Genomic DNA, 24,041 nt, shown 5'->3' with positions numbered 1-24,041 from the left:
AGGGCCGGCGGACCCGTGTCCGCATCAAAGGCCGGATATAAGTCTGCAACCTGATCCTGTGCGCCGCACATTGAACATCACCTGGCAAACCGGGAGGCGCCCATATAAGCCCGCCATGAGCAACGACGCTTCAGGCAACCCCGACGAGCTGTCGTCAGGCGGCAGCCGCTACCATCAGGTCTATCCCACGCTGACCGAAACGGAACTGGCAATACTTGAGCGATACGGCGAGCGACGCAAGCTGAAAGCCAACGACATCCTCTATACCGAAGGCGACCGGCACACGGGGATGTTCGCCATTCTTTCCGGAACGATCGAGGCGACCAGAGCGTCCGTTCAGGGCCCTCGATTACTTGGCACACATGGTCCGGGCAGTTTCACCGGCGAGGTTGGCACGCTCGCCGGCCGCGCCGCGGTGGCCACGACACGCGCCCAGAGCGATTGCGAGGTCATCGTCATCGACGAGGAATCGCTGCATGTGCTTGTGATTGCCGAAGCAGAACTAAGCGAAACGATCATGCGCGCCTATATCCTGCGCCGGGTCGCCTTCATCAAAGGTCAACAGGTAGGCTTGATGGTGATTGGCAGTACGTCCTCGGCCCGTACGCTACACCTGCGCCACTTCCTGAGCCGTAACGGCCAACCCTCGGCCTACTTCGATATTGTCGAGCATCCCGAGGCGAAAGAACTCCTGACACGTTATGGCGTAACGGAAGCCGACATCCCGATCGTGGTCACGATGCAAGGCAACGTGCTGATGCAGCCCAGCCACAGGGCCGTCGCAGATGCGATCGGCCTGAGTCCCGACCGGCTCGATGGCGAGCACTTCGACCTCGTTGTGGTGGGTGCGGGACCCGCAGGGCTCGCAGCCGCGGTGTACGCGTCATCGGAGGGATTGAAGGTGGCGGTTCTGGATGCCAAGGCGCCGGGAGGTCAGGCCGGCACCAGTTCGAAGATCGAAAATTACTTTGGTTTCCCGACTGGCATATCCGGGCAGGCGCTAGCCGGCCGCGGCTTGTCTCAATGCCGTAAGTTCGGCGCCGAGGTCGGCGTGCCCATCGAGGCACTGACGATCGACTGCACAGACAACCAATCGTTTCGCATTGGCCTCGATCATGACGAGCGCGTGTACGCTCGTGCTGTCGTTATCGCCACCGGTGCGCGCTATCGAAAGCCGGAGCTTCCCCGCCTTGAGCATTTTGAAGGTCGCGGCGTCTACTACAGCGCGACATTTATGGAGGGCGGGTTCTGCAACAACGAAGAATTGATCGTGGTGGGCGGCGGGAATTCGGCCGGACAAGCCGCGGTATACCTGGCGAGGTTCGCGCGTCATGTCCATGTCGTGGTTCGCGGTGAAGGACTTAGCGCAAGCATGTCGGCGTATCTGATCAGACGGATCAACGCGGCAGCCAACATCACGGTTCACACGAGCACACAGATCGTCGAGTTATTGGGCGAGTCGAGACTTGAGGCAATAGTGTGGGACCGGCAGGGACAAATCGAACAGAAGCCCATTCGGCACGTCTTCCTTTTTCTTGGCGCCCAGCCCAATACCCGCTGGCTTGGCGATTGTGTCGCCTTGGACAAGAACGGGTTTGTGCTGACCGGCGCCGCTACCGGCGAAAAGTGGAAAGCAGACCGGCCGCCGCATGATCTCGAGACGAGCCGGCCCGGTATCTTTGCCGCGGGCGACGTGCGGAGTAATTCCGTCAAGAGAGTAGCAGCCGCCGTCGGAGAAGGAGCAGGCGCCATTCAGGCCATTCATCAATATCTTGCAAGCAGAGGGTAACGCCTGTCGAGCGTTACCCGATTCGTCAGCGATGGAGAGAGTTGAGAGTCACCGGTGGCCGGACTGCCGAAGATGGCGATATGGCGCTGAATAAAAAAAGCGGGTGAGTGGGCTCAAGAACCCTTCAGGCTTGCCGATAAGACACGAGTACGGCGTTATTCGGCGGCTCGTAGCGTCTCAACTTACGGCGAGAAAGGTTCCATGCAGATTCAACCCATTAGTCCGGCTACGACCGCCTACGGCAGCGGTACGAGCGGCGGCTCGGCTTCGAATGCGGGCACCGGTGCGCAGACTTCAACGAGCGGCGCGGGCAATGGCGCTTCCTCGGGCACGGCATCGTCGAATTCGAACGGCGACGGCACGACGGGTTCGTCGACGAGCGCGTCCAGCAGCGGCACCACATCGACTTCGACGCAAAGCACGTCGGCGAAGTCGCGGGCGGGCGGAGGCGGTGGTGGAGGCGGCGCGGCATCCTTCAGCAGTTCTTCGTCGAGCGAACTCGATGAATTGAATGCGCTCATCGCGTCGCTTCAGGCGCAACTCGCGCAAGTGACGTCGCAGACTTCCAGCGCGGCGGCGCAAGGCTCGAACTCGGGAGCGATCAGCCAGATCAAGGCGCAGATCCAAAGCGCGCAAAGCGCGTTGAGCTCGGCGTCGCAAAGCTCGGACACGAGTCAGGTCAGCCAGATCGCGTCGCAACTGGAGAGCGCGCAGAGTTCGCTGGCGCAGTTGATGGTCGCCAATGGCAAGACTACGGGGCTCGTTTCGACCACGGCGTGAAGGGCGGCGGCGGGGCTGATTCGATCGGCCTGCCGTTGGTCAAGCGCGACGGCGGCCGCGCTTGCTACCATCGTCGACGCTAACCACGGAGCCGACTTTGACAAATCCAACTCTCCAGCTTTACACCGACGCTCAATACGCCAGTCCCTACGCGATGTCTGTCTTCGTCGCGCTGCACGAGAAGGCGCTTACGTTCGAGCTTTCAACCGTCGATCTCGGGAAAAGCGAGAACCAGAAGCCGGATTTTGCGGCGAAGTCGCTTACGCGGCGCGTGCCGACCCTGATCCACGAGGGCTTCGCGCTCTCGGAATCCTCGGCGATTACGGAGTACCTGGACGAAACGATGCCCGGCGTTGCGCTCTATCCGAGGGACCGGCAACTACGCGCCCGCGCGCGCCAGGTTCAGGCGTGGCTGCGCAGCGATCTCATGCCAATCCGCCAGGAGCGCTCGACCGAGGTCGTGTTTTACGGCCCGAGCGCGACGCCACTCTCCGCCGCGGCACAATGCGCCGCAGACAAGCTCTTTGCGATGGCCGAAGCGCTGCTCGCGCAAGGCGAAAAGCATCTTTTCGGCGAATGGTCGATCGCCGACGTGGACCTTGCGTTGATGCTGAACCGTCTGGTTCTGAACGGCGATCCGGTGCCGCAACGGCTGGCGCAGTACGCCCTGTATCAGTGGCAGAGGCCTTCGGTTCAGCGCTGGCTCAGACTCGAGAGGCCGCCGCTTTAAGGCGTGCGTCAGCCCGCCCCGAACGCCGTGTGATATCGCACGTTCGCGGCGGGCACTTCACCGCGCAACGCTATCGCCTGAAAGTATTCAGCCGGCACGCCAGGCAGCACGAGCGTGGGCTCAGGCTTGAACCCAAAGCGTGCGTAGTACGCCGGATCCCCGAGCACCACGCAGCCCGCCGCGCCTCGTTCGCGCAGCGTATCCAGGGCGAGTTTCGTCAGCATCGCGCCAATGCCCTGCCTTTGACGCGCCGGTGCGACCGAGATCGGCCCGAGCCCGAACCAGCCGGTCGAACCATCTGAAAGCGCGACGGGCGAAACCGCCACGTGCCCGACGATCTCACATTCGTCCTCGGCAAGCAGTGAAATCGCAAGCGCCCCCGCTTCTCGCAATGCATCGACGATCCACTGCTCCGTGTGGCTCGTATGCGGCGCATTTCGAAACGCGGTCTCGGTCAACGCGTGAATGGCGGCGTGATCGGCAGGCGTTTCTTCGCGGATGCGGAGTGGCATGGCGTTCACCGAAGATTCAGAAAATCGAGCGCCCGGTGCGCGTCGTCAACCACTCCAGCGCCAGTGAACCCACCAGCGAATTCCCCGTCGTATCGAGCCCCGGCGACCAGACGCACACCGCAAATTCGCCGGGGAGCACCGCGATGACCCCGCCGCCCACGCCGCTCTTCGCAGGCAAGCCCACGCGGTAGACGAAATCGCCCGCCGCGTCGTAGGTGCCGCAGGTCAGCATCAGCGCAGAAAGCCGCTTGGCCGAACTCGCGTCGAGCACATGTTCGCCGCTCACGGGCGAGACGCCGCCGTTAGCCAGAAAGAGCGCCGCGCGCGCCAGTTCCACACAGCTCATCGAGATTGCGCATTGGCGGCAGTAGGCGTCGATTACGGCGTGGGCGGGCATTTCCAGGTTGCCGAAGCTCGCGATGAAATGCGCCATCGCGCGATTGCGCTCGGCGTTCGCGAGTTCCGACTGCGCGACGCGCAGGTCGTAGTCGATGCCAGGCTCGCCCGAGAGCCGCCGCAGGAAATCGACGAGCGCGGTTTCCGCCTGCACGAAGCGGCGGCACAGCACGTCGGTCACGACGAGCGCGCCTGCGTTGATGAACGGATTGCGCGGCTTGCCCGCTTCGAATTCGAGTTGCACGAGCGAGTTGAACGCCGTGCCCGAAGGCTCGCGGCCCACACGCTGCCAAAGCGCGTCGCCAAGCAGCTGGAAGGCGAGCGTGCACGCGAACAGCTTCGAAATGCTCTGGATCGAAAAGCGCACGTCCGCGTCGCCGGTGCGGTACACCTGGCCGTCCACTGTCACGATGGCCATGCCGAAGTGATCGGCGCGCACCGTGGCGAGTTCGGGGATGTAGTCGGCAACTCGCCCCGTGCCGATATACGGCTGCAGGTCGCGATGGATGGCGTCGAGGATGGGGGTGTAGTCGAGCGTGTGATTCATGGGCGGCGCAGGGCAGTCGCGGCGGCGCGTGCGCCGCGGTCCCCGCGATTGTAGCGGCTCGCGCCCACCGCCACGGCTTCGTTGCGCGCTATTCGGCTTCCGTCTTCATTTCGCGCAGATGCTTGTAGACCGTCGCCCGCCCCATGCCCAGCACCTTCGCCACATAGTTGGCCGAACTCTTACCCTTGAACGCGCCTTCGGCATACAGCGCTTCGACCAGTTCACGCCGGTGCTCGCGCGTGAGCGAATTGAGCGCGATCTGCCTCTCGCGCAGCCAGCCGTGCAAAAAGGTGTTGATACGCTCCTGCCAGTCGTCCTTGAAGAGTTCATCGGGCTGCGCGATCACGCCCACGCCGCGCAGGAACAGGTCGAGTGTGGCCTGCACGTCCTGGAACGCGGCGATGTTGAAGTTGATGCACATGACGCCCGCCGCACGCCCTTCGTCGTCGAACAGCGCCGTGCTCACGCAGCGCATGCGCCGGCCATCCCAGTTCACCTTCTCGTAAGGGCCGAGCAGCTTGTTGCGCGTGGTTTCCTCGACGTCTTCGAGTGCCGAATCGTCGCCGATCTCGCGCTTCGAAAGATTGTTCGAGAGGTAGGCCACCGTCTGGTCCGAGAGGTCGTGAATCACGACTTCCGCGAACGGGAAGAACAGCGTCGTGATGCTGTCCGCCACGTGCGCGTACCGCGCGAGCAGCATCTCGCGCGACGTTTTCGGGCTGGCGATTTTTTTCACGCGGGTTGTGTCGCTTTCTCGTTTCGGCATCGGACTCGGACAGGGTTGCGGCAGGAAGGACGTCGATGATACTGCGATCGCTCGACGCCGCGCATCAGCGGACGTTACGCAGGTGCTCGTACAGCGCGTGCGCGACGGCGATGTCTTCGAGACCGAGGCCAATCGAGCGGAAAAACGCATGGCGCGCGTAGGCCGGCCGGGGGCACGCATTGTTGGCGAGTTCCGCGAGATCGCCCACGATCGATTCCGGCGACCAGCCGTGCTCGCGTGTGGCCAGCACCATTTCGCCCGCGCTTTGCGGCGTGGTGTGGCGATAGTCGCAGTAGACGTCGAGCGAGGGCAGTGCGGCCGGATCGATCTCGTGGGCCTGCGCGACGTTCGTGCTGATCGAGGTGATGAGCGCGGGCTTCGTGAGGGCATCCAGCGCGAGAACCGGCTTGCCCGACGAGGTGCACAGCATCACCACGTCGGCGTCGTGCACGCAGGCTTCGGGTGTTTCCGTTGCGCTTGTGCGTGTGTCGAGCGCGCGTAATTCGGCCTGGCGTTTAGCGTCGCCGGCGAGCGTCGGCGAGTACACGCGAATGGTTTCCCACGCGCGCAGCGGCGCAACATGACGAATATGCGCGAGCGCGACGGCGCCCGAGCCGATCACGGCCAGGCGCTTCGCCTCGCGCGGCGCAAGCTGGTCGACGGCGAGCGCCGTGGTGCCCGCGGTGCGTTCCGTGGTGAGCAGCGCCGAGTCGCACCACATGAGCGGCTGGCCCGTCTTCATCGACATCAGCGCAGTCCAGGCGGTGATGACGGGAGGCTGGCCGTTCGCGCCCACGATGTACGGCGAGAGCTTCGCGCCGAACACGTCTCTTTCGGCGAGCACGCCGAGATAGGTGATGAAGTCGCCAGCGCCCTTCGGGAACAGCGTGAGGGTTTGCGGCGGCTGCACGGCGTCGCCGCGGCCCAGCGAGGCGAAAAGGCGGCCGAGTTCGCCGCGCACGTCGAGGCTGGGCAGGGCCGCGCGCACCTGGGCGGCATCGACGACGAGCGGCGCAGCGGTGGGTTGGGACGTCATGGTCATACTGAGCTCCGGAATCACGGTGTAGACATTTTTGTCCATTCTAGACTTTCTTTTTATTTTTCGTCTATATTCCTCCTGCGGCCGCGGCCCTCGCAAGAGGGCGCCGCACGAAAGGGCAAAGCGCTCGAACAGATACTTATTACGAATTGGGTGACGACGATGAACAGGAAGATCATTCGCTTCGCGGCTGCGGCCAGCCTTGCATGCTTTGCGGGCATGACGGCGGCCGCGGCGCACGCGCAGGACCCGAAAACGCTGCGCTTCGGCGTGGAGGCGTCCTATCCGCCGTTCGAGAGCAAGACGCCCTCGGGCGATCTGCAGGGCTTCGACATCGATATCGGCAATGCCGTGTGCCAGAAGCTGCAGATGAAGTGCGTATGGGTGGAGAACAGCTTTGACGGCCTGATCGCCGCGCTCGAGGCGCGCAAGTTCGACGTCATCAATTCGGCGATGAATATCACCGAGAAGCGGCGTCAGCAGATTGCGTTCACGCCCGCCATCTACGTGATGCCGATCCAGATGGTCGCGAAGCGCGGGTCGGGTCTCGCGCCCACGCCCGCGAGCCTGAAGGGCAAGTCGGTGGGCGTGCTGCAAGGCTCGACGCAGGAAGACTACGTGCGCAAGCACTGGGGCACGCAGGGTGTGAACGTCGTCACGTATGAGAACCAGGACCAGATTTTCGCGGACCTCGCGGCCGGGCGTCTGGACGCCGCGGTCCAGGAAGTGCAGACCGCCACCGACGGCTTCCTCTCGAAGCCCCAGGGCAAGGGCTTCGCCTTTGCGGGCGCGCCGCTCAAAGATCCGACCACGCTCGGCGAAGGCACCGGTTTCGGCATGCGCAAGGACGACGCGGCGCTCAAGGCCAAGGTGGTTGCGGCCATCGACTCGCTGCGCCAGGACGGCACGCTCACGAAGCTGTCGATGAAGTACTTCGGCCGCGATATCGTCGCGAAGTGATCGTCATGACTTCGGTGTCGAGAGCAGATTCATGACCAGGAGCGCGATCGTTCTCGGCGCGGGCATCGTGGGCGTGAGCGTCGCGCTCCATCTGCAGGCGCGCGGCGTGCAGGTCACGCTCGTCGACCGGCGTGGGCCTGGCGAGGAAACGAGCCACGGCAACGCAGGGTTGATCGAGTCGTCGTCGGTCGTGCCTTACGGTTTTCCGCGCGACTGGCGCACGCTGCTGCGCCTCGTGCGCAACGACTCGACGGTGCTGCGCTACGACGTGCGCTCGCTGCCCGCTTACGCGCGCTGGCTCGCGTCGTTCTGGCGCGAGTCGTCGCCGGCGCGGCTCGCGCAGGCCGCGCGGGACATGCTGCCGCTTATCGAGCGCAGCGTGGCCGAGCACGACGCGTTCGTCGCCCGTGCGGGCCTGCGCGACATCGTGCGGCCGACGGGCTGGCTGGAGGCGTGGCGCTCGCCCGGACCGTTCGAGCAGGAAATGCGGACGGCGCGCGGCGTGGCGGACGCGCATGCCTTGCATATCGAAACGTTCGACGCTCAGGGCTTGCGCGCGCTTGAGCCTTCGCTTGGCGAAGGCTATGCGGGCGCGATCCACTGGATCGATCCCGCAAGCGTGGCGGACCCGGGTGCGTTGACGAAGGGTTACGCACAACTATTCTTGCGCGACGGCGGGGCGTTCGCACGCGGCGATGCGCGTACGCTTGCAGCGGTAGGCAAGGGCTGGCGAGTGCAGACCGAGGACGGCCCGGTGAGCGCCGAGCTTGCCGTCGTGGCGCTCGGTCCGTGGTCGGATCTTGTGACGCAGCCGCTCGGTTACCGCGTGCCGCTCATGGTCAAGCGCGGTTATCACATGCACTACGCGAGCGAGGCGCGCGCGCCGCTCGTGCGTCCGGTGGTGGATATCGAAGGCGGCTACGTGGTTGCGCCGATGCGCCGCGGCTTGCGACTCACAACGGGCGTGGAACTCGCCACGCGCGAGCGTGCGCCCAACTACACGCAGCTCGACGCGGCGGAGCGCGAGGCGCGACCCGTGTTCGGCCTTGGCGCGCGGCTCGATGAAACACCGTGGATGGGTTTGCGCCCCTGCACGCCCGACATGCGCCCGGTGCTGGGGCCCGCGCCGCGCCATACCGGGCTGTGGTTCGCGTTTGGCCATAACCACCACGGCCTCACGCTCGGGCCGGTCACGGCGCGCCTTGTTGCCGAGCAGATCGTCGGCGAAACGCCGTTTACCGATCCCGCGCCGTATTTGCCCGCGCGCTTTGGCTAGACCGCGCGGGTCAATGTGCCCCCGCCGCGCCGCCGCCTCCACCGCCCTTCGTCGATTTCGTGATCCAGATGAGCGGAATGATCACGAGAAAGATGATCGCCGAGATATAGAAAATATCGTTCAGCCCCATCATGGCGGCCTGCGAGTTGAGCTGAAAGTCGAACAGCGCGCGTGCGGACGGCTCGCTCAGGTTCAGCACCTTCTGGGTCTGGTCGATCGCCTGGACAAAGGTCGGGTTGTTGATCGAAGCCTGCTCCGTGAGCCGCGCGTGATGCAGGATCGTGCGGTTGTTCCAGGCGTTCGTCGCGATCGAGGTGCCTACCGCGCCGCAGAACACGCGCACGAAGTTCGAGAGGCCCGCCGCCGCCGGCACGCGGCTCGGCGGCTGCCCCGAGAGAATGATGGCGGTGAGCGGCACGAAGAAGAGCGCCATGGGGATGCCTTGCAGCAGCGTGGGCAGCACGAGATGGAAGGTATCGATCTCGAGCACGTACTGCGAGCGCATGTAGAACACCCCCGCGAACATCATGAACGCGATCGTCGCGATGATGCGCGCGTCCGAGCGCGGCAAGAGGCGCCCCACCACGGGAGCGAGGATCACGGCGAACACCCCGAGCGGTGCCGTGACGAGGCCCGCATCGACGGAGCGGTAATTCAGGTACTCCTGCATCCATTGCGGCAGCAGCACGAGATTGCCGAAGAACACCGCATACGCCACCGAAATCGCGACCGTGCCGCCGAGGAAATTGCGCTGCCCGAAGAGCCGCAGATCGACGATCGGGTGCTCTTCGGTCAGCTCCCACACGAGAAAGAACGCGAAGCTGATGAGCGCGGTGATGCCGAGCGCGACGATCACGGGCGAATTGAACCAGTCGAGGTCCTTGCCTTTGTCGAGCATGATCTGCAGCGAGGCGACCCAGGCGATCAGGAGCCCGAGGCCGACGATGTCGATGGGCGGCTTGCGCGTGGGCGATTCGCGGTGGCGGTAGATTGACCAGGTGACGAAGCCCGCGAAGATGCCCACGGGGATATTGATGTAGAAGATCCACGACCAACTGTAGCTGTCGGTGATCCAGCCGCCGAGCGCGGGTCCGGCGATCGGGCCGACCGTTGTCGTCATGGCCCAGAACGCGAGCGCCGTGGATGATTTGTCCTTGGGCCACGAGCCGAGCAGGATGGCCTGCGAGAGCGGGATGAGTGGGCCGGCCACGGCGCCCTGCAGCACGCGCGCGATGAGCAGAACGGGCAGCGTGGGCGCGATGCCGCACAGCCACGAAGCCAGCACGAACGAGAAGATCGAGGCGACGAACAGGCGCACCTGGCCGAAGCGCTGCGTGAGCCAGCCGGTGAGCGGAATGGAAACGGCGTTGGCCGCCGCGAACACGGTGATGACCCACGTGCCTTCGTCCACGGAAACGCCCATGTCGCCGGAGATGGTCGGAATGGCGACGTTGGCGATCGACGTGTCCAGCACGTTCATGAAGGTCGCCAGCGCGACGGCGATGGTCGCGAGGATCAGCCTGCCGCCTTCGAGCGGTGGCGGCGGTGCTGGCGGCGACGTGGAAGCTGCGGGCTGGCTCACGCTTGTTCTCCGCGTATCTGGTTTGCGGCACAGGATACCTGCAATCGCCACCTGCCATCTCGGGCCGGGGAGCATCCCCATGCGCCATAGGGTCATCGGCCGCTCGCGAATGGCTTTCGCCGGCGCTTGGGCGGCTTCGCGCGGCTTTATGTAACCATCAGAAAATCGCGTGTTGCATACGCACGGCGCACGGCGAGCGTATCCTTGCGCCTGTTGCGCGGCGCGCAAAAAGCGTGCGCTGGACACACAATACGATCGTCAGGACAGGGGAGGTCCAACCATGAGCTGGGAAGCATTTGAAGGGGGCTGGCGTCTGGCGCCAGCCGATGGCGCCGCACGCGCGCTCGTCGTGCTGCTGCACGGCGTAGGCAGCAACGCACAGGACCTCACGCCACTCGCCGACGTGTGGCGCGATGCCCTGCCGGGCGTCGCGTTCACGTCGCTCGACGGCAGCGAACCGTTCGACGGCGGCTTTGGCGGACGCCAGTGGTTCAGCCTGCGCGACATCAGCGAGAGCAATCGCGAGGCGCGCGTCGTGGCCGCCTCGCAGGTGTTTGAGCGCAGGCTCGACGCGGAACTCGCCCACTGGGGACTCGGCCACGACGCGCTCGCGCTGGTGGGCTTCTCGCAAGGCTCGATCATGTCGCTCTACCACGTGGCCACGCAGGCGGCGGGCGCGGCGGCCGTGGTCGCCTATGCGGGCCGGCTCGTCACGCCCGTGGTCGCGAAAAGCCGTACGGTGCTCACGCTCGTGCACGGCGAGGACGACGAAGTGATTCCGGCGAGCGAACTGGAGCGCGCCGCCGCCGCGTTCAGCGACGCGGGATTTGCGGTCACCGGTTTCGCGCTGCCGGGCGTTGGCCACACGATCACGCCACAGGGCGTCATGCTCGGGCGCGACGCGCTGGTGCGCGCGCTCGCGCGCGGCTGATCGCGCGCTTTATCGGATGGCGGGCGGGGTGCGAGGTCGGACCCCGTTAATTCGCGAGAATGGGCCCGGATGCAGGGGACATCGACAGGGAAATCGGTACAAAAGGGCACTCGCATAAGCCCGCAGTGTCGTATTTCGGCCATATTTTCCGGATAAGCTAGTCAGTTGTTTTTGGACCGGCTAAAGTTCGCGCCGGTCGCGGCCGTTAATACGGGGAGTCGCCGCGACCTTATCGGCCGCGTAGGCCGTTCCGCCCGGCGCGCGGCTAGTTCGCGCTGCCTGGATGAGGCTGCCATCGGGAATGCCATCCGTCGGCGCTTCGTCTGCCGGGTCGCCAAAAAAAACTGCACATCAGACCAATATGGCCCGAGCCAAGCCGCATTCCATTTTTTCCAAAAGGCTGTTCCGCCAGGACGTGGCGCTCGATCTCGGTACGGCCAACACGCTGATCTATACCGCCGACAAAGGCATCGTGCTGAACCAGCCCTCCGTGGTCTGCTTCGAGCGTCGCGCGGGCGCGAGCGAGACGACGGTGGCCGCGGTGGGCCGCGAGGCGAAGGATCTGCTCGGCCGCACGCCGGCTAATCTGGAGACGGTGCGGCCGCTTGCGCACGGCGTGATCGCCAATTTTTCCGCTGCCGAACACATGATGCGCCGCTTCGTGGCGATGGCGCAGCCACGCCGTCTGCTCGGGCGCCGTGCCGCATTCACGGTGTGCGTGCCGGCGGGCGCGACGCGCGTCGAGCGCCGCGCGATCCGCGAGGCGGCTTTCGCGGCGGGAGCCGCGAGCGTGAACCTGATCGGCGAGTCGCTGGCTTCGGCGCTGGGTGCGGGACTGCCGGTGCATGCGGCGACGGGCTCGATGGTCGTGGATATCGGCGGCGGCACGACGGAAGTGGGCATCGTCGCGCTGGGCGGCCTGGCGTGCAGCGGTTCCGTGCGCGTGGGCGGCGACCAGTTCGACCGCGCGATCGTCGATCATGTGCGCACGCTCTATGGCGTCGTGCTGGGCGATCAGACCGCCGAACACGTGAAAAAGACGATCGGCTGTGCGCTCCACGGCGAACCCATCGAACGCATGCGCGCGACCGGACGCAGCATGGAGGACGGCCTGCCGCGCACGGTCGAGATCACGAGCCATGACGTGGCGGACGCGCTGGCGGCGCCGTTGCGCCTCGTGATCAACGCGGTGCGGCAGGTGATCGAGACGGCGCCGGCCGAACTCGTCACCGATATCGCCGATAGCGGCATCGTGCTCACGGGCGGCGGCTCGCTGCTCGTGAGGCTCGATCGATGCCTTGCCGCCGAACTCGGCGTGACCGTGCGCGTGGCCGACGAGCCGCTCACCTGTGCGGTGCGCGGGGCGGGCGCGGCGGCCTCGCTCATGAGCGAGCACGCGTTCGAATTGGTCGAATAACGGCGCAAGCCGATTCGCGGAGAAGCGGCGCTCCGTGAGGGCACCGCCGTGCCGGGTGCGCGCGGCGCGGGCGTGGGACAATACGCCACTTTGCCGGCGCGCTCCGCAATGGACTGCCCGCAGCCCCTAGCCGTGCGCCGCTGTCCCGTAGTCTTCACATCGTCCAGCCGTGAATCCAGCCGCTTTTCCCGCCCCCGGTGCGTTTATCGAACTGCCCGGCGGCCTGCCTGTGCCCTATGTCGAACGGGGCGAGGGCGAACTCCTTCTCTTCGTGCACGGCTCGCTTTGCGACTACCGCTACTGGCAGCCGCAGCTAGCCGGCCTCGCGCGGCAGTATCGCTGTGTTTCGGTGAGTCTCACGCACTACTGGCCCGCCGCGGATGCTGCACGCGGTCAGCCCTTTAGCTGGCGGCAGCATGCGGACGAACTTGCAGCGTTCGTCGAAGCCTTGGGCGCGGGCCCTGCACACGTGATCGGGCATTCGCGCGGCGGCCTGGTGTCGTTCCAGTTCGCGCTGCGTCATCCGCAGCACGTGCGCACGCTCACGCTCGCCGACCCGGGCGGCCCGGTGCAGCAGCCGGGCCAGAGGCTCGCCACGCTGCCCGAGACCGTCAACGCGCTGCGCGCCCGCGCGGTGGCGCTGATCGAGTCGGGGCAGGTGGACGCGGGGCTGGAGTTGTTTGTCGATTCGGTGAGCCGGCCCGGCTTCTGGGCGAAGAGCACGCATGCGTTCCGCCGCATGGCCACCGACAACGCCCACACGCTTGGGCCGCAGTTTCAGGATTCGCTGCCCGCGTACACGCGCGAGCAAGCCGCCGAGGTGCAATGCCCCGTGCTGCTGATCGACGGCGAGCTGAGTCCCGAAGTGTTTCACCGGGCCGTGACGGCGCTCGAAGCCTGGCTGCCCGATGCGCGCCGCGCGACTGTGGCGGGCGCATCGCATGGGATGAATCTGGCGCGGCCCGCGGCGTTCAACGAATTGATCGATCGATTCGTGAGCGGCCACGCTCGCTGAGGCACGCTGATGCAAGAATGGCGGCCACGCAATGCGGCCGCCATTTCTTTTGGCTGCGAGAAATATCGCAGTCCGAATGACTTGCGTTTAGTCGCGGCCGTGCGCGTGTGCGTCGAGCTTGTGCTCGGCGGCCTCACCCACGAGGCCCGCATAGTAGAGGTGCACGCCGATCGCGAGCGAATCGTTGCGGATTTCGTGGAAGGCCTTCCATGCCTTCGCGGGATCCTTGAACACGAGATAGTGCGCTTCCCGCGAAACGAGGCGGGCGACCTGGTGCAGGCCGTGGCCGTTGAGCGCGTCCACGAGGTGATCCAGACTGCGGTGCGTGCGTGCGTCGGTGCGCGGATACAGCATGTGCAGCACGGCAACGCGTTCGTTGGCGAGCGCAGCCGAGAGTGCGACCACGATGTCCTGGTGGTTGAGTGCCGTGACGACGGCGCCCTCTGCTTGTTCGTCTTCTGCGAACAGGGTATCGACCGAGATGTTCATCTGTTGCTTCCTTACGTTTTGCTTTAAGCGCGTGTGGCGGTGAAAAAGCCCGCGAGTGGCCGCGGGCTAGATTACAAAATGCAAGTAATGGAAAACCCTTGCATGTCAAGCAGTATCGCAAAGATGGGGTGCGACATGTTGCGCTGCAAGAGCAAAATATTGTTGCAGGAATCGACGTTAAGGAAGCCGCAAGCTTGGCAGTGTTGCGGGCTTGAAGAGGGATTGTTGCTGGCTGCACTATCAATCGATGCTGCACCGCGCCGTAGAATGCGGCAAGCGGTCGCAGCAATGCCGGCCCGGACGAATGGGTGCCGGCGGCTGCGTCCTGTTGCGAAGTGAAAGAGCAATTCAAGGACACACAATGATCGACTCGAAGACACACGCCACGCTCACGATCCCCGGCCACGCTGAAGGCGTTCAGTTGCCGGTCTACAAGGGCACCACGGGCCCGGACGTGATCGACATCCGCAAGCTGTACGGCCAGACCGGCATGTTCACGTATGACCCGGGCTTCATGTCCACGGCGGCGTGCAACTCGGCGATCACCTATATCGACGGCGACAAGGGCGAATTGCTCTATCGCGGCTACCCGATCGACAACCTCGCGCAAAACGCCGATTTCCTCGAAAGCTGCTACCTCCTGCTCAAGGGCGAATTGCCCACGCAGCAGCAGAAGGACGAATTCGTGGCCTCGGTGACGAACCACACGATGGTTCACGAGCAGATGCACTTCTTTTTCCGGGGGTTCCGCCGTGACGCACATCCGATGGCGATTCTGGTGGCGGCGGTCGGCGCGCTGTCCGCGTTCTATCACGACTCGCTCGACATCAACAACGCGCAGCATCGCGAGGTGTCGGCGATCCGCATGATCGCGAAGCTGCCGACGCTCGTCGCCATGGCGTACAAGTACACGATCGGCCAGCCGTTCGTGTATCCGCAGAACGACCTCTCGTACAGCGCGAACTTCATGCGCATGATGTTCTCCGCGCCGAGCGAAGAGTACAAGGTCAACGACGTGCTCGTGCGCGCGCTCGATCGTATCCTCATCCTGCACGCCGACCACGAGCAGAACGCTTCGACCTCGACGGTGCGTCTCGCGGGTTCGTCGGGCGCGAATCCGTTCGCGTGTATCGCGGCCGGTATCGCTTGCCTGTGGGGTCCGGCGCACGGTGGTGCGAACGAAGCCGCGCTGAATATGCTCGAAGAAATCGGCTCGGTCGACAACATCCCGAAGTTCATCGAGCAGGTGAAGGACAAGAACTCGGGCGTGAAGCTGATGGGCTTCGGCCACCGCGTGTACAAGAACTACGACCCGCGCGCGAAGCTCATGCGCGAGACGTGCTACGAAGTGCTCAACGAACTGGGCCTGCACGACGACCCGCTCTTCAAGCTCGCCATGCAGCTCGAAAAGATCGCGCTGGAAGACGAATACTTCGTGTCGCGCAAGCTGTACCCGAACGTCGACTTCTACTCGGGTATCGTGCAGCGCGCACTGGGCATCCCGACCTCGATGTTCACCTGCATCTTCGCGATGGCGCGCACGGTGGGCTGGATCGCGCAGTGGAACGAGATGATTGCAGACCCCGAGCAGAAGATCGGCCGTCCGCGTCAGCTTTTCATCGGCGAAGCGCCGCGTGAGGCCAAGCCGATTTCGCAACGCTAATCCTCGCAGCGCGCCGCTTGCGGCGTGCTCCATGCTTTGCCTCCACGGGCGCCCGCACGTTACGTCGTGCCGGCGCCCGCAATTTTTTCCGCGCACGTTCCTTGCAGGCGCTGGGAATTGCCGGCGATTTGTCGGGCAAGCGTGGCGCAATCGCCGCCAACGCATACGCCGAAGCCACTACAATCGAGCAGCAGCGAACCGTACCGTAATTCACTTTGATGGGACCGGAGGCACGCAATGCAGGATCCTGAAACACTCGGTGGCGTCACGCGCTCAAGCGGCGTGGACCATCCCGTTCATGAAATCGACAGCGCGTTCATCGCGCCCGAAACGCCCGAGATCGCGAGCGCCGACCAGCATGTGCTGAAGTCGGGCGGCACCTTCATCGTCAACGATCCGCTCGGCGACATCACCGGCATCGACGACGGCCTCTTCGTCAACGACACGCGCGTGCTCTCGTCGCTGCGCCTCACCTTCGGCGGGCGCGTGCCCTCGCTGCTCTCGGGCAGCGTGAGCAGCGACAACGCCGTGTTCACGGCGCACCTCACCAATCGTCCGCTGCCGCCGCTTGGCGGCACGACCACGCCCGAAGGCGTGATTCACGTGCAGCGCGAGCGCGTGCTCTCGGGCACGTTAATGACCGAGGCCATCGAGCTCACGAACTACGGGACCGAAGACGCCGTGGTGCCGCTCTCCATCTCATTCGCGAGCGACTTCCGCGACATGTTCGAGGTGCGCGGCCTGAAGCGCGAGAAGCGCGGCACGCTCGTGCCGCCGCGCGTCGAGGACGGCGAGGTTCGCCTCGAGTACATCGGCCTCGACATGGTCGCGCGGCGCGTGCGCATCGAGTTCTCGCCCACGCCGAACAAGCTCTTCGCCGATCGCGCCGACTTTACCGTGGACCTGCCGGCGCAGGCGTGCGTCTCGATCTACCTCACGGTCGCGATCGAAGTGGAGGCGCTGCCCGGCGCCGCGCCCGGCACGCAGAGCGCGGGCATCTTTCAGCCCGCGCATTGCCTCGTGAATTCGAAGGAGCTGCGCGTGGGCCGCGCCGCCGTGCGCGCCGCGCTGGTCGACTCGCACATCGTGATGCGCGAACGCCGCCGCGCGACAGCGAGCCTGCGCTCGAGCAATCCGCTCTTCAATGCGTGGATCAACCGCTCGATTGCCGATCTGGGTCTCCTCACCACCGACCTGCCGACCGGCCCGTATCCGTATGCGGGCATTCCGTGGTTCTCCACGCCGTTCGGCCGCGACGCGGTCATCACGTCGCTGCAAACGCTGTGGCTCACGCCCGCGCTCGCGCGCGGCGTGCTGCGTTTTCTCGCGGAGCATCAGGCACGTGAGGACTCGGCGTTCCGCGACGCGGCGGTCGGCAAGATCATGCACGAAATGCGCAAGAGCGAAATGGCCGCCACGGGCGAAGTGCCGTTCGCGCTCTACTACGGCGGGGTGGACACCACGCCGCTCTTCGTCGTGCTGGCGGGCGCGTACGTCGAACGCACCGGCGACGTCTCGCTGATCGACGAGTTGTGGCCCGCGCTCGAGCGCGCGGCGGCCTGGGTCGCAGGTGTGTGCGACCGCAACAAACTCGGTCTGCTCGACTACCGGCGCGAATCGGAAGGCGGCCTGGCGAACCAGGGCTGGAAAGACAGCCACGACTCGGTGTTTCATGCGGACGGCCGTTTCCCCGATGGCCCGATCGCGCTTGTCGAAGTGCAGGCGTACGCGAGCGCGGCGTTCGAGACGATGTCGCGCTTCGCCACGCATCGCGGCCAGGTGGAAGACGCGGCGCGCTACGCCGCGCGCGCGGCGAAAATCCGCCGCTGCGTGGAAGAGAAGTTCTGGATGCCGGAGTCGGAGTTCTACGGCATTGCGCTCGATGGTCACGGCGAGCTGTGCCGCGTGCTGGCTTCCAATGCGGGGCATCTGCTTGCGTTTGGATTGCCCGAGGAGGAGCGCGGCCGCGCGGTGGCGGAAGTGCTCGAATCGGCGCTATTCCATACGGGCTGGGGCGTGCGTACGCTCGCGGCGGGGCAGGCGCGTTTCAACCCCATGGCGTACCACAACGGCTCGGTCTGGCCGCACGACAATGCGCTCTGCGCGCGCGGCCTTGCGCGCTATGGCCGCAAGGCGGCGGCGGTGCGACTCCTGCAGGCGCTGTTCGAGGCTGCGGTGACGTTCGACATGCGTTTGCCCGAGCTATTCTGCGGGTTCCCGCGCCGGCGCGGCGAGCCGCCCACGGCGTATCCGGTGGCCTGCCTGCCGCAAGCGTGGGCGGCGGGTTCGCCGTTCATGATGCTCGAAGCGTGTCTTGGCGTGACGATCGACGCAGCGCGCAACGAGGTGCGTGTCGAGCAGCCCATGCTGCCCGAAGGCATCGACTGGCTCGAAGTGGGCGATCTGCGCGTGGGCAAGAATACGGTAACGCTCATGTTCCGCCGTGTGGACGGCAAGGTGGTAGCGTCGGCCGATCGTAGCGACGTGAAGGTGGTGGCGCTGCTGTGAGCGCTGTTGTGAGTTTGGCGCGGGCTTTCGAAGCCCGCGCCTGGCTGATCTCTTCCTTACTTGCCGGGCAGGTGATCGAAGCGCTCCAGCGTGAATTGCGGCGCGACGTAACCCGTCTCGACGCCCATTGTGTTGACGATGCGCGGGGCGTCGAATTTACTTAGTTGTGCAATTTGTTCCGTCGTGCCAATGCGTAGTTGCCTCAGCACTTCCACGACGGTGGCATGGAGCGCGGTTAGATCCCCGTCCTCGATCTTCACCGCGATACCCAATGCCGGGCCCCCCGTATGCGCGGCGGTCGCCGCGCTTGAGCGCACGCCAATCGCATAACTGCCCGCCGCGCCCAGCTTGCCGACGAGCGCGCCGTCGAACGCGCTCATGAGCGCCGTGCAAAAGCGGCCTTCGCCCGCCACGAGTTCCGGATACGACGTCATCGCGCGATAGATGTGGGCGAGCGCCTGTGAGCGTGAGTCGGTCACGACCGAGCCTGGGCGACTCGCCTGATCCTGCGCATCGGCGAGCTTTACAAAAAGGCGGGCGAGCCGGTCGAGCGGGAAGGCGGGCGTGGGCAGATTGCAGCCGTCGATGCCCCACTCGACACCCGTCTCGGGAAGATCGCAAACCTCGGCTACGACGCGTTTCACATGTTGCTGCAAGGGATGCGAAGGCAGATGGTAATCGGCCAGCGCCGCACCGATGGAGCGCGCGCCCGCAAGCATGCCTGCGTGCTTGCCCGAGCAGTTGCTGCACACCGCGCCCGGCGTGAAGTCGCGCTTGATCCATGCCTTGTACACGGCGTCGGACAACGGCGCGTGGCCGCCGCAACGCAGGTCCGATTCCGAAGCGGACACCTTGGCGAGCATCGCGCGCGTACGCTCGATATGGCGATCCTCGCTGCTGTGTGAGGCGCACATGAGCGCGAGATCGGCGTCGTCGAAGCCGAAGCGCGCAAGCGCCCCCGTCTCGACCACGGCGAGCGCCTGCGCGGGCTTGGCCGCCGAGCGCACGAGCGTCATGCGATGCGGGTCGCCGAACGCATAGAGCAGGCGGCCCTGGGCGTCGACCACGGCAATGTGGGCGACATGCGTGGTTTCGATGACACCGCCGCGCAGGACTTTCACGGCGGGTTGGGGAGCGCTCGTCGTCATGGTTCGTCTGCCTTCGGTCTCGGATGGGATCGTGCTGCGCGATCGATGTGCGATTCTAATGCGCGCATGCGGATGGCGGACTAACGCATTTCGCGCGCCACGCGGCACGCTGCGAGATCCCACGCGCCGCTGCCGACCGTTTTGAATAGCACGGGCGCGCCATCATGCTTCGCGCCGTCCGCCACAGCGGAGCCAACCGTGCGCACGTTCGCCCAGTCGATGCCGGCCTGCAGCAGGTCGCCGGCTTCTTCGCGCGCGGCTGCCAGATCGTCCACGAACACGCGGCTTGCGCGCACCGTTTCCTGCGCGATTTCGGCTGCGTCCGGCGTGAAGGCGCCAACGCCGATCACGAGCCTGTCCTTGCGCGCCGCTGCGTCGTACACGGGCGTCTTGCTCGTGGTCGCGGCGATGACCACATCGACTTCATCGGGCACCGCGCCGTGCGCGGGCGTCGCCCGTACGCCGGACTGCGCGAGGTGAGCGCGGAATGCCTCTTCGGACGCCTCGGTGCGGCCCTTCACGTAGAGCGTCGCCGCCGGATACAGCTGGCCGATCGCCTCGGCATGAAAACGCGCTTGCTGGCCCGTGCCGATCACCAGGAACGCACGCGGCGCGCCCGGGTGAAAGAGGCGCACGCCCAGCATGGAGAGCGCCGCGGTGCGCCGCCCTGTCACGGTCGGGCCGTCGAGAATGAACTCGGGCTGGCCCGTCGCGCCGTTGCACACCGTCACCGCGCCAAAGATGGTCGGCATGCCGAGCGCCGTGTTGGCGGGGCACACGCTCACGAGTTTGTGGATGGCGATGTCGTCGGCGCTGGCGGGCATCGAGAGCATGACGCCGTTGCCCTTGAGCGGCACGCCCGTGCGCACGGGCGCGTGAATGCGGCCCGCGTCGTGGTCTTGCGCGGCCGTGGCGAGGGCGTCGAGCAGCACGCCGAAATCGAGCAGGCGTGCCGTGGCGGTTGCGTCGTAAATCGCGATGGGCTCCATCGAATGTTCTCTCCTGATGAATGATGCGTGGAAGGGGCCGCGTGAATTCCGGCCCCGGCCTCAAAAGCGGTCGATGCGAAACGGTGCGAGATCGACGGCGGGCGCGTCGCGCGCCATCAATTGTGCGACGAGTTCGCCGGTGAGCGGCCCGAGTGTGAGGCCGAGATGCTGATGACCGGTCGCGACGAAGGCATTCCGTGCGCCGGGCATCTCGCCGATCATCGGCAGATAGTCGGGCAGCGTTGGGCGCTCGCCGTACCAGCGGCTCGTGACCTGCGGGGCTCGCTCGCCGGGAAACAGCGTCTGGAATTGCGTGGCGAGCAGATCGGCGCGGCGCCAGTCGGGGGCGCCGCGCGCGCCGAGCTCGACGGTGCCTGCAAGCCGGATGCCTTGCGCCATCGGATTGCAGGTGAAGCCGCGCTCGACGAAGCTCACGGGCACGCGCAGCGTGTCTTGCGAGGGCGCGGCGAGCTGTACGTGATAGCCGCGCTCGTTGGTCAGCGGAATGCGCGCGCCGAGTTGCCGCGCCAGACCGGCGGTGCGTGAGCCGGCCGCGATCAGCACCTTCGCGGCTGGGTGCGTCTCGCCATTCAGCGTGACGCCGATGCGGCCATCGGGCAGGGCGCGCAACGCGTCGACGGCGGCGCACGTGAAGCTCGCGCCTGCCGCGAGCGCGGCCTCGAAAATGCGCACGACGACCTGCTGCGGATTCGTGACCGAAGCCATACCGGGAAAGTAGCGCGCATGGCTGATATGGGGCGTGAGCGATGGCAGATAGTCGCGCCGCACCTGCTCAGCCGAAAGATTCTCGTAGCGCACGCCGTGCCGGTCGAGCAGATCAAGTTGCACGCATTCCGTTGCGTGCGCAACGGGTTGTTCGAACACGTAAAGCGAGCCGATGTCGCGAAAGAGTTCGGCGGCGATATGTCGATCCAGCAGACGACGCCAGGCTTGCGCCGCGCCTGTGACGAGACTCGCGAGCGAGCGCGTATTGCGCCGAAAGCGCGGGCGCTGCGCCTGAGCGGCGAACTCCAGCATCCACGGCGCCATGCGCGGCAGGCTGCGTTTGTGCAGACGCAGCGGGCTGTCGCGGCGCAGCAGCATGCGCGACAAGCCGGCCATCGTCTCGGGGCTCGCGAGCGGCGCGACATGGTCGACCGCGATCAGCCCCGCGTTGCCGAACGAGCAGCCCGAGCCGGGCGGCGCGCTGTCGACGATACGCACGCGCATGCCGCGCTGCGCCAGGTTGAGCGCCGCGCAGGCCCCGATGATGCCCGCACCAATGACGACGACGTCTTCCATGCCTGTCTCGTGACGAAGAAGTGGTTTCGTCCGATGCTAACCTAACTATTTCCTATAGGAAACTTTTTTCTGATCGTATGTCTCGTGCACTCGATCCGCGGATCACTCGCGGCCTTGCGAGGCGCTATAGGCGCTCGCCTGCTCGATCAGCCATGCGCGGAACAGTTCCAGCGGCTTGCCGTGGCTAAGTTCGGTGGGGTAGACGAAGTAGTAGCCGCCATCGGCGATAGCAGGCGCCTCGAACGGAATGACAACGCCAAACCGCTCGCACTGGCCTTCCACGAAGAACTTCGGCACCAGCGCCACGCCGAGCCCGGCCGCGGCGGCTGCGATGAGCATCGTGTGCAGTTCGTAGCGCACGCCGTGCATGGTGGCGTTGTCTTCCACGCCGAGGTCGGAGAACCAGCGCGTCCATGCGTCGGGGCGCGTGGTGGAGTGCAGCAGCGGGTAGGCAAGCAGTTCATGCGGCTTCTTGATGGGCCGGGCGAGCAGCGACGGCGAACAGACCGGCACCACTTCCTCGCCGAACAGAAAATCGGACGACGTGCCGGGCCAGGTGGGCTTGCCGTAGTGGATGGCGGCTTCGAAATGCGATTCCTCGAACGAGAACGTCTCGGTGCGCACACCCATGTTCACGCGCACGTCGGGCGTGCGGTCGTAGAAGTCCTTGAGGCGCGGAATGAGCCATTCGGAGGCGAAGGTCGGCAGCACGGCGAGTTCCAGATAACCGCCGCCGCTACCGTGCGCAATGATGGAGAGCGTGTCTCGATCCAGATTTTCGAGCGCACGGCGCACCTGGCTGCTATAGAGCCGGCCGGCGCGCGTGAGCACGACCCGCTGCTTGGCGCGCACGAAGAGGCGCACGCCGAGATTCGATTCGAGCGTGGCGATCTGGCGCGACACCGCGCTTTCGGTAAGGAACAGCTCCTTGGCGGCGTGCGTGAAGCTCTCGTGGCGCGCCGCGGCTTCGAACGCCGTGAGCGCGCCCATGTTCGGGATCTTGAACTTGCGCATAGTGATTCCGGAAACTCATCAAGTGACAATTTAATCTCGCTTTACGCGGTGCGCAACCATTCGAATAATGCGTTTCACGTATAGCTGGCTGAAGCCGATGGCCAGAGGCCCGTTTGATGACCGCTGCCCAGCGGTCGTTTCCTGTGAGATTGGTGATGCGCAATTCGAACGTAGAACGCTTGTTGTCCGCGCTGCTTGGCCGCGAGAAAACTGAAACCCTTTTTGCAACGCTCAACTTTCCTTCGATGCTCGAAGACTGGGAAAGCGGCACCGTCACGCGCGCCGAACTCGCCCAGGCGATGAACATGGCGCTGTTCGAAGACCTGCTGGAGCGTTCGCCCAACGGGCGCACGTACACGAACGACACGGTGGCGCAGGGCGGCGCGGTGTACTTCGATCATGGCGCGCTGCGCACGGTGCGCTGGGCGCAGAACGGCGCGCTGCCGCCCGGCGAAGCGGCGTTCACGCGCATTTTGCGCCCGCTCGGCTTTCGCTTGAACGGCCGCTATCCGCTCGACAAGCTCGGCATGACGGGACGCGCTTATGCCCACGAAGACGCGCCCGACGAGATCGCGCAGTTCTTCGTGAGCGAGCTGCACCCCGAGCGCTTTTCGGCGGCGTTCCAGCAAGCCGTGACGAACGTGGTGGGCGCGTCGAAAGACCCGCTCACGCCGCTGGCCATTGCCCAGCTGTCCGAACTCGAACGCGACGGCTCGCTGCCGCTCGATGTCGCGCTGCAACTGCTGCCCATGATCGTCGGGGCGTTCGCGCGACAGCACGATGTGCCATCTATTTCCGACTACGAGACGTTGCTGCAGGAATCCGCGGAAATGGCGTGGATCGCAACGGAAGGCAACGCCTTCAATCACGCGACCGACCGCGTGGAAGACGTCTTCCAGCTTTCTGACGACGAGAAGGCCAAGGGGCGCCCGATGAAACCCAACGTCGAGACCTCGCGCTCAGGCCGCGTGTTTCAGACGGCGTATCGCGCCGACACCGTAGCGCGTGAGTTCCGCGCGGCCGACGGCCAGCGCGTGACGCGCGAGGTGCCGGGTTCGTTCTACGAGTTCATCACGCGCAAGCGCACGTTCGATCAGGTCACGCGGCGCTGGCAGACCGATTTGCGCTTCGACGCGGGCAATGCCACCGGCATTTTCAAAATGACCGCGAACGCTGCGTAACGTTGAT

At 65.4% G+C, this 24,041-nt stretch carries 22 protein-coding genes; 11 read left to right on the top strand and 11 right to left on the bottom strand.

The features are described 5' to 3' along the window. The first annotated feature begins 115 nt into the window (after window positions 1–115). Window positions 116–1,789, top strand: a complete 1,674-nt coding sequence (locus JMY28_RS39385; RefSeq protein WP_201699322.1) for an FAD-dependent oxidoreductase — start codon at window positions 116–118, stop codon at window positions 1,787–1,789. A gap of 236 nt (window positions 1,790–2,025) precedes the next feature. Here the strand turns inward: JMY28_RS39385 and JMY28_RS28905 are convergent, their stop codons facing one another. Beyond that, window positions 2,026–2,310 (bottom strand): hypothetical protein, encoded by a 285-nt coding sequence (locus JMY28_RS28905; protein ID WP_201699321.1) that lies wholly within the window; start codon window positions 2,308–2,310, stop codon window positions 2,026–2,028. Here JMY28_RS28905 and JMY28_RS28900 point away from each other — a divergent pair. Both JMY28_RS28900 and yfcF read left to right on the top strand, forming a co-directional pair. Then, entirely contained in the window at window positions 2,297–2,569 is a 273-nt protein-coding gene (locus tag JMY28_RS28900; RefSeq protein WP_201699320.1) for a hypothetical protein, read from the top strand. The genes JMY28_RS28905 and JMY28_RS28900 overlap by 14 nt on opposite strands. A gap of 97 nt (window positions 2,570–2,666) precedes the next feature. Continuing rightward, the gene (yfcF, locus tag JMY28_RS28895) at window positions 2,667–3,299 is read left to right on the top strand and encodes a glutathione transferase (protein WP_201699319.1); all 633 of its coding nucleotides are present in this window, start codon (window positions 2,667–2,669) and stop codon (window positions 3,297–3,299) included. Window positions 3,300–3,307: 8 nt separating this feature from the next. Here the strand turns inward: yfcF and JMY28_RS28890 are convergent, their stop codons facing one another. The 4 genes from JMY28_RS28890 to JMY28_RS28875 all read right to left on the bottom strand — a co-directional run bounded on the left by JMY28_RS28890 (window position 3,308) and on the right by JMY28_RS28875 (window position 6,556). Further along, window positions 3,308–3,811, bottom strand: a complete 504-nt coding sequence (locus JMY28_RS28890) for a GNAT family N-acetyltransferase (protein ID WP_201699318.1) — start codon at window positions 3,809–3,811, stop codon at window positions 3,308–3,310. Window positions 3,812–3,827: 16 nt separating this feature from the next. Next, complete coding sequence (locus JMY28_RS28885; RefSeq protein ID WP_201699317.1) at window positions 3,828–4,754, bottom strand: glutaminase; 927 nt, start codon at window positions 4,752–4,754, stop codon at window positions 3,828–3,830. 88 nt (window positions 4,755–4,842) lie between these two features. Then, entirely contained in the window at window positions 4,843–5,454 is a 612-nt protein-coding gene (locus tag JMY28_RS28880; RefSeq protein ID WP_236597091.1) for a helix-turn-helix transcriptional regulator, read from the bottom strand. A 130-nt stretch (window positions 5,455–5,584) separates the two neighbouring features. After that, window positions 5,585–6,556: an ornithine cyclodeaminase family protein gene (locus JMY28_RS28875; protein ID WP_201699335.1), complete on the bottom strand. Its 972-nt coding sequence runs from the start codon at window positions 6,554–6,556 to the stop codon at window positions 5,585–5,587. A gap of 165 nt (window positions 6,557–6,721) precedes the next feature. On the opposite strand from JMY28_RS28875, the gene JMY28_RS28870 reads away from it, so the two are divergent. Continuing rightward, window positions 6,722–7,519, top strand: a complete 798-nt coding sequence (locus tag JMY28_RS28870; RefSeq protein ID WP_201699315.1) for an ABC transporter substrate-binding protein — start codon at window positions 6,722–6,724, stop codon at window positions 7,517–7,519. 31 nt (window positions 7,520–7,550) lie between these two features. Further along, a complete protein-coding gene (locus JMY28_RS28865; protein ID WP_201699314.1) occupies window positions 7,551–8,795 on the top strand; it encodes an NAD(P)/FAD-dependent oxidoreductase in 1,245 nt (414 codons plus the stop codon). A 10-nt stretch (window positions 8,796–8,805) separates the two neighbouring features. Here JMY28_RS28865 and JMY28_RS28860 read toward each other — a convergent pair whose 3' ends face one another. Then, window positions 8,806–10,377, bottom strand: coding sequence for a DHA2 family efflux MFS transporter permease subunit (locus JMY28_RS28860; RefSeq protein WP_236597085.1), 1,572 nt, complete (start codon window positions 10,375–10,377; stop codon window positions 8,806–8,808). A 280-nt stretch (window positions 10,378–10,657) separates the two neighbouring features. On the opposite strand from JMY28_RS28860, the gene JMY28_RS28855 reads away from it, so the two are divergent. The 3 genes from JMY28_RS28855 to JMY28_RS28845 all read left to right on the top strand — a co-directional run bounded on the left by JMY28_RS28855 (window position 10,658) and on the right by JMY28_RS28845 (window position 13,740). Further along, window positions 10,658–11,308 carry an alpha/beta hydrolase gene (locus JMY28_RS28855; RefSeq protein ID WP_201699313.1) on the top strand — a complete coding sequence of 217 codons (651 nt, stop codon included), beginning with the start codon at window positions 10,658–10,660 and terminating at the stop codon, window positions 11,306–11,308. A 361-nt stretch (window positions 11,309–11,669) separates the two neighbouring features. After that, on the top strand, window positions 11,670–12,725 hold the full coding sequence (mreB, locus tag JMY28_RS28850; protein ID WP_201699312.1) for a rod shape-determining protein: 1,056 nt from the start codon (window positions 11,670–11,672) through the stop codon (window positions 12,723–12,725). A gap of 229 nt (window positions 12,726–12,954) precedes the next feature. Then, entirely contained in the window at window positions 12,955–13,740 is a 786-nt protein-coding gene (locus JMY28_RS28845; protein WP_201699333.1) for an alpha/beta fold hydrolase, read from the top strand. Window positions 13,741–13,827: 87 nt separating this feature from the next. On the opposite strand, the gene JMY28_RS28840 is transcribed toward JMY28_RS28845, so the two are convergent. Next, on the bottom strand, window positions 13,828–14,229 hold the full coding sequence (locus JMY28_RS28840; protein ID WP_201699311.1) for a hypothetical protein: 402 nt from the start codon (window positions 14,227–14,229) through the stop codon (window positions 13,828–13,830). A gap of 361 nt (window positions 14,230–14,590) precedes the next feature. On the opposite strand from JMY28_RS28840, the gene gltA reads away from it, so the two are divergent. Further along, on the top strand, window positions 14,591–15,892 hold the full coding sequence (gltA, locus tag JMY28_RS28835) for a citrate synthase (RefSeq protein ID WP_201699310.1): 1,302 nt from the start codon (window positions 14,591–14,593) through the stop codon (window positions 15,890–15,892). Between the two features lie 237 nt (window positions 15,893–16,129). Continuing rightward, entirely contained in the window at window positions 16,130–18,400 is a 2,271-nt protein-coding gene (locus JMY28_RS28830; protein WP_201699309.1) for an amylo-alpha-1,6-glucosidase, read from the top strand. A gap of 56 nt (window positions 18,401–18,456) precedes the next feature. On the opposite strand, the gene JMY28_RS28825 is transcribed toward JMY28_RS28830, so the two are convergent. From JMY28_RS28825 to JMY28_RS28810, 4 genes are all read right to left on the bottom strand, one after another. Further along, window positions 18,457–19,548: an asparaginase gene (locus JMY28_RS28825; RefSeq protein WP_201699308.1), complete on the bottom strand. Its 1,092-nt coding sequence runs from the start codon at window positions 19,546–19,548 to the stop codon at window positions 18,457–18,459. A gap of 80 nt (window positions 19,549–19,628) precedes the next feature. Beyond that, on the bottom strand, window positions 19,629–20,537 hold the full coding sequence (gene lhpI / locus JMY28_RS28820; protein WP_201699307.1) for a bifunctional Delta(1)-pyrroline-2-carboxylate/Delta(1)-piperideine-2-carboxylate reductase: 909 nt from the start codon (window positions 20,535–20,537) through the stop codon (window positions 19,629–19,631). Window positions 20,538–20,597: 60 nt separating this feature from the next. Beyond that, on the bottom strand, window positions 20,598–21,839 hold the full coding sequence (locus JMY28_RS28815; RefSeq protein WP_201699306.1) for an NAD(P)/FAD-dependent oxidoreductase: 1,242 nt from the start codon (window positions 21,837–21,839) through the stop codon (window positions 20,598–20,600). A 102-nt stretch (window positions 21,840–21,941) separates the two neighbouring features. After that, a complete protein-coding gene (locus tag JMY28_RS28810; RefSeq protein WP_201699305.1) occupies window positions 21,942–22,853 on the bottom strand; it encodes a LysR family transcriptional regulator in 912 nt (303 codons plus the stop codon). A 155-nt stretch (window positions 22,854–23,008) separates the two neighbouring features. Between JMY28_RS28810 and JMY28_RS28805 the strand changes: the two genes are divergently transcribed. Continuing rightward, a complete protein-coding gene (locus tag JMY28_RS28805) occupies window positions 23,009–24,034 on the top strand; it encodes a DUF1338 domain-containing protein (protein WP_201699304.1) in 1,026 nt (341 codons plus the stop codon). Window positions 24,035–24,041 lie beyond the last annotated feature (7 nt).

The organism is Paraburkholderia hiiakae, from assembly GCF_904848665.1.
In the GTDB taxonomy this organism is placed as follows: Bacteria; Pseudomonadota; Gammaproteobacteria; order Burkholderiales; family Burkholderiaceae; genus Paraburkholderia; species Paraburkholderia hiiakae.
Note: the sequence above shows the minus strand (reverse complement) of the source record. Positions and strands in the feature narration are given on the sequence as shown.